4 protein-coding genes are annotated in these 5,874 nt (G+C 55.3%); all 4 read left to right on the top strand.

Annotated elements, in window-relative coordinates:
• Positions 1 to 1,467 precede the first annotated feature (1,467 nt).
• The 4 genes from trpD to trpA are packed head-to-tail and all read left to right on the top strand — an operon-like array spanning position 1,468 to position 5,268.
• The gene (gene trpD / locus Q0482_RS05030) at positions 1,468 to 2,490 is read left to right on the top strand and encodes an anthranilate phosphoribosyltransferase (protein WP_299144194.1); all 1,023 of its coding nucleotides are present in this window, start codon (positions 1,468 to 1,470) and stop codon (positions 2,488 to 2,490) included.
• Positions 2,491 to 2,498: 8 nt separating this feature from the next.
• Complete coding sequence (gene trpC / locus Q0482_RS05025; RefSeq protein ID WP_299144191.1) at positions 2,499 to 3,284, top strand: indole-3-glycerol phosphate synthase TrpC; 786 nt, start codon at positions 2,499 to 2,501, stop codon at positions 3,282 to 3,284.
• An 18-nt stretch (positions 3,285 to 3,302) separates the two neighbouring features.
• Complete coding sequence (gene trpB, locus Q0482_RS05020; protein ID WP_299144188.1) at positions 3,303 to 4,484, top strand: tryptophan synthase subunit beta; 1,182 nt, start codon at positions 3,303 to 3,305, stop codon at positions 4,482 to 4,484.
• A gap of 13 nt (positions 4,485 to 4,497) precedes the next feature.
• On the top strand, positions 4,498 to 5,268 hold the full coding sequence (gene trpA, locus Q0482_RS05015) for a tryptophan synthase subunit alpha (RefSeq protein WP_299144184.1): 771 nt from the start codon (positions 4,498 to 4,500) through the stop codon (positions 5,266 to 5,268).
• Positions 5,269 to 5,874: the final 606 nt, after the last annotated feature.

Below are 5,874 nucleotides of genomic sequence, written 5' to 3'. Positions count from 1 at the left end.
CGCCTTATTTTGCCCGACTTGCACATCCTATGCAGGATGTGCACAGTGGACAATAGAACCATACAACCGCCCTTACGGGCGAGGGAAATGCGGCACCCCCTTTGGTGCCTTACGGCACCACCTTTACCCAAAGGGAAGCATGTCACTGGATTCTCAGTCGCCTACGGCTCCCTACAGCACGGCTATCACCGACTCACTGGATTCTCAGGTCGCTTAGGCTCCCCTACGAATCCAGTTCGCTGGAGTGACTCCAGTTCCTTTGCCACCCCGCTGAAGCAGGGGCACTATGGACGCTGTGCTTCGTGCCACATGACTCTGCAGGAAAGATTAGAGAGGTTTATTCTCCCCCCTGAATAGGGTGGCAAGCGAACACGAGTCACACCAGCGAACATATTTTGAAGGAACGCAGTGACGCGCAAAATATTGTGAGTCGGTGATAGCCGTGCTGTAGGGGAGCGGTAGCGACCTGAGAATCGTGTGAGACGCTTTCCCGTGGAGGGAGTCCGGCGCAGCCGGATAGGGGGGGCCACGTTAGTGGCCAATTTACCGTAATGCATAGCGAGAATTAAGCAGCAGGAGGGCATTCCCGTAACGTAAGGCTCCTTCCACTGGAAGGAGCTGGGCGGAGCCCTGAGGATAGGTCTGAATATACGACGCGCAGCGTTATGTGTCATTTAGGCCCCTTTGGGGCCTCGGCCTTTCTGCGAAAGGCCGCTATCCTCCGTCGCCTCCGGCGACACCCCCCTTCCAAAGGAAGGGAGCTATAGCACTACCTCATGCAGCACTTGTGACACAAATGCAAGTCCCGTAACGCTGACTTCATAATCATTGCCCGCAGGGCAATCCACAACCCTCGTCGGCGGAGCCGCCGTCAAACCTAAGAACCTTAAGAACCTTCGGGCCCTGCGGGCCCGTCCCCTTTGGTGCTGACGCACCACCTTCCCCCCGCAAGCGGTGGGACAATAAGATGAGGAGGTCGCAGGCGGTAGGACAATAAGATGAGGGGCCCAGGCGGGGGGGACAATAAGTCTGCCAAAAAAATTTCCTTGACATAATCAATCCGCTGCATTATAATAGCCACAACTTAAGAAACAAGAAAAGCAAACCGTTGAAGCGGAGATAAAAATAATTCGTGCACTCACAGGGAGCCGGGGTATTGAGAAGCCGGCAGGACGCAGGTTATTAAATGGACCGCTGAGGGCGCGGTGAAAAGGGTTTCCTTAGTAGCCTGCGACGTAGGGCATACGTCAGTTGCCGGAGATATGCTGGTATCTCGCTAAGAGCAGGGGTCATTCCCTGAAGCAAGGTGGCACCGCGGAATTCTATCCGTCCTTGACAAGTATTTGTCAGGGACGGATTTTTTGTTACCTCCCTGAAGGAGGAAATCATGGACTCTATCAGACGATGGCAGGTAAGGGAAGCATAGAAGAAATAAAAAGTAGATGACCTGAGCAGGAGGTAAACAAAATGATTAAAGAAGCTATCCAGAAAATCGTAAGAAAGGGAGATCTCTCCTATAAAGAAGCCTATGATGTGATGAATGAAATCATGAACGGTGAAACCACCGCCACCCAGAACGCCGCCTTCCTGGCCGCTCTTTCCACGAAGAGCACGAAGGCGGAAACCATTGATGAGATTTCCGGCTGCGCTGCGGCCATGAGGGAGCATGCCACTCCGGTGCCCCATCCGGGCATGGAGGTGCTGGAAATCGTTGGTACCGGGGGAGACAAGTCCAACAGTTTCAACATTTCCACCACCGCCGCTTTCGTGGTGGCGGCAGGGGGCGTGAAGGTGGCCAAGCACGGCAACCGGGCCGCTTCTTCCAAGTGCGGCACCGCCGATGTGCAGGAGGCCCTGGGTGCGAACATTGCCCAGGATCCCGCAAAAGCCCTGGACATGCTGAAGAAGGTGGGCATGTGCTTCCTCTTTGCCCAGAAGTACCACGCAGCCATGAAGTATGTAGGACCTATCCGCAAAGAGCTGGGCTTCCGTACCGTGTTCAACATCCTGGGACCTTTGACGAACCCTGCCAACCCCGATTTCTTCCTTCTGGGCGTATACGATGCCTACCTGGTGGAACCGGTGGCCAAGGTACTGGACAAACTGGGCGTGAAGAAAGCCGTCGTGGTCTACGGCATGGACTGCCTGGATGAAGTTTCTCCCAGCGCTCCCACCCTGGTGTGCGAGCTGAAGAACGGCTACTACCGCACCAGTGAAATCAAACCGGAGGACTTCGGCCTCACCAGGGGCAGGAAAGAAGAGCTCACCGGCGGCACGCCGGAAGAAAATGCGGAAATCACGAAGGGCATCCTTTCCGGAACAATCCAGGGCACGAAGAGAAATGCGGTGCTCCTGAATGCAGGCCTTGCCCTCTATGCGGCAGGAGCGGTGAAAACCATGGCAGAGGGTGTGAAGAAAGCGGCGGAACTCATCGACAGCGGCGCTGCCTATAAGACCATGGAAGCCTACATCAAAGTATCCAACGAATAAGGTGCATTATGATTCTTGACGATATAGCACAGGAAACAAGGCGCCGCATAGGGGAGCTCAAAAAAGAAGGGTACTATGATGAAATCCACAGGGAAATCAAGGATTTCATCCCGAAAAAAGAGCACCTCTTCTATAAAAACCTTTCCAAACCCGGTCTTTCCTTCATCTGCGAACTGAAAAAAGCGTCCCCCTCCAAAGGACTCATCAGCCCCGATTTCCCCTTTGAAAAAATTGCAAAGGAATACGAAGGGGCAGGGGCCTCCGCCATTTCCTGCCTCACCGAACCGAAATGGTTCAAAGGAAACATCGATTACCTTAGGAAAGTGGCGTCGGAAGTCACTATCCCGGTGCTCCGGAAGGATTTCATCATTGATGAATGCCAGATAGAAGAAGCGGCCCTGGCGGGAGCCTCCGCCGTCCTTCTCATCGCAGCCATCCTCACAGATGAGGAAATCAAAGATTTCATGAAAAGGGCGAAGGACCTGGGACTGGACGTCCTCTCCGAAGCCCATGATGAAATGGAAATGGAGCGTATGCTGAAAGCCGGCGCGAACATCGTGGGCGTGAACAACCGGGACCTCAGGGACTTCACCATCCACATGGAAACCACCGAAAGGCTGGCAAAGATGGTGCCAAAGGATGTGCTCCTTGTTTCCGAAAGCGGCATGACCGATGAAAAAGCGGTGCACCGCATGAGACAGGCCGGCGCCGACGCCGTGCTTATCGGAGAAATGCTTATGAGGGCCGAAGACAGAAGCGGCCTTCTCCAGAAAATGATACAGGAAAATTCTTAAGAAAAGGATGGAATACACATGAAAACAAGATTTGGCGAATACGGCGGACAGTATGTGCCGGAAGTACTGATGAACGAAGTGAACAGGGTAGGCGAAGCCTTCGAAGAATGCAAAAAAGACAGGGAATTCCAGGACGAACTCCACCGTCTCTTCGTAAACTACACCGGCCGCCCCTCCATGCTCTATGAAGCGGAAAACATGGAAAAAGACCTGGGCGGCCCCCGCATCTTCCTGAAAAGAGAAGACCTGAACCACACCGGCGCCCACAAGATTAACAACTGCATCGGCCAGGCTCTCCTGGCAAAGCGCATGGGCAAGACCAGAATCATCGCCGAAACCGGCGCCGGCCAGCACGGCGTAGCAGCCGCCACCATTGCCGCCCTCTTCGGCATGGAATGCGAAGTCTTCATGGGTGAAATCGATACCGAAAGACAGGCATTGAACGTATACCGCATGAAACTTCTGGGCGCCAAAGTCCACGCAGTAAAGACAGGATCCCGGGTCCTCAAGGATGCCGTGAACGCTGCCATGCAGGAATGGAGCCGCCGCTGCGATGATACCCACTACATCATCGGATCCACCACCGGCCCCGCCCCCTTCCCCGAAATGGTTCGCTACTTCCAGAGCTGCATCGGCCGTGAAGCCAGAGCCCAGGTACTGGAAAGGACCGGCCGCCTTCCCACCAGAGTCTACGCCTGCGTAGGCGGCGGCTCCAACGCAGCCGGCACCTTCTACCCCTTCCTCCAGGACCAGGGCGTAGCCCTGGTAGGATGCGAAGCCGGCGGCAAAGGCGTGGACACCCCCTACCATGCAGCCACCATTACCAAAGGATCCGTCGGCGTCTTCCATGGCATGAAATCCATTTTCTGCCAGGACAAAGACGGAAACATCACCGAAGTCTATTCCATTTCCGCCGGCCTCGACTATCCCGGCGTCAGCCCCGAACACGCCTACCTCCATGACATCGGCAGAGCCAGATACATCGCCATTACCGACGAAGAAGCGGTACAGGCCTTCGAATACCTGGCCAGAAAAGAAGGCATCATCTGCGCCATCGAATCAGCCCACGCAGTGGCAGGCGTACTGAAAGAAGCCAAAACCATGAACAAAGACGACATCGTCGTCATCACACTGTCCGGCCGCGGAGACAAAGACGTGGCTGCCATTGCCCGCTACCGCGGTGAAAACCTGCATGACTAAGGAGGATCCCCATATGAGCCATATCAATGAAGCATTCAAAAACGGTAAAGCATTAATCGCATTCCTGACCACCGGCACACCATCCATCGAAGACACCGTCAGATACGTGCTGGACATGGAAAAAGCAGGCGCCACCCTCATCGAACTGGGCGTCCCCTTCTCCGACCCCATTGCCGACGGTCCCGTCATTATGGAAGCCGACGTGAAAGCCCTGAAAAACGGCATCCACCTGCCCCAGGTCATGGAAACAGTGAAAGAAATCCGGAAACACACCTCCATCCCCATCGTCCTTCTCACCTACTACAACCCCGTCTTCCGCTATCCCGCAGACCGCTTCTTCCAGGAAGCAAAGGAAATCGGCATCGACGGCGTCATCATCCCCGACCTTCCCGGCGAAGAACAGCAGGAAATCCGTCCCCTGGCCGATGAAAACGGCGTAGACATCATCCAGATGGTAGCCCCCACATCAGAAGACCGGATCCGCAGCAACGTGAAAAACGCCACAGGCTTCGTATATGTAGTCTCCTCCATGGGCGTCACCGGCATGCGCGGCAGCATCCAAACCGACCTGAAAGACATTATCCGGGTCATCAAAGAAACCACCGACACCCCCGTAGCCATAGGCTTTGGCATCCACACCCCCAAGCAGGCAAAAGAAATGGCCGCCCTGGCAGACGGCGTCATCACCGGCAGCGGCGTGGTGGATATCATCAACAAAGAAGGAAACAAGGCAGATCAGGACCTCATGGACTATATCGGAGGACTGAAAAAAGCCATTGGATGACAAGCCCCCTTGGGGCGGTCGGGATCGGGACGGTGCTTTCCTGTATTCCCGAAGGGGCCTGCGCCTGCGGCGCAGAGGGGCGTATGGCATCCATCGGGCCTGTCGGCCCTCGGTGCCAAGGGTTGTGTTCGCTCTGCTCAGGGGGCAAAGGCCGTGGTGGGGCGCCTCTAAATTATAGAAGGCGCCCTCTTATGATAAAACCTTTACAACCGCCCTGCGGGCGAGGAAATGCATCCCCCTTTGGTGGCTGGCGCCACCACCTTGCCTGGTGGGAAGCATGTCACTGGATTCTCAGGTCGCTTCCGCTCCCTTACAGCACGGCTATCACCGACTCACTGGATTCTCAGGTCGCTTAGGCTCCCCTACGAATCCAGTTCGCTGGAGTGACTCCAGTTCCTTTGCCACCCCGCTAAGTTCGGTGGGGCGACAAAAGAAAAGCGCCTCTATTTTTCTCGTGTCCCCTTGAGGGGAACGCCACGTAGTGGCAAAGGGTGTACGAGGGTAAATATGCCAATGACACTCTAACGTTGCTCTACGCAGCGCCTTACTTCCCCGACTTGCACATCCTATGCAGGATGTGCACAGTGTCCCTATGGGTACTCAGCA

The organism is uncultured Dialister sp. (assembly GCF_937959425.1).
In the GTDB taxonomy this organism is placed as follows: Bacteria; Bacillota; Negativicutes; order Veillonellales; family Dialisteraceae; genus Dialister.
The sequence above is the reverse complement of the archived record's forward strand: the minus strand, read 5'-3'. Positions and strand labels throughout refer to the sequence as shown.

What these genes read in the sequence shown, in the direction of transcription:
- trpA (WP_299144184.1), top strand. Translation starts at nt 4,498, where the DNA reads ATGAGCCATATCAATGAAGCATTCAAAAACGGTAAAGCATTAATCGCA.
- trpB (WP_299144188.1), top strand. Translation starts at nt 3,303, where the DNA reads ATGAAAACAAGATTTGGCGAATACGGCGGACAGTATGTGCCGGAAGTA.
- trpC (WP_299144191.1), top strand. Translation starts at nt 2,499, where the DNA reads ATGATTCTTGACGATATAGCACAGGAAACAAGGCGCCGCATAGGGGAG.
- trpD (WP_299144194.1), top strand. Translation starts at nt 1,468, where the DNA reads ATGATTAAAGAAGCTATCCAGAAAATCGTAAGAAAGGGAGATCTCTCC.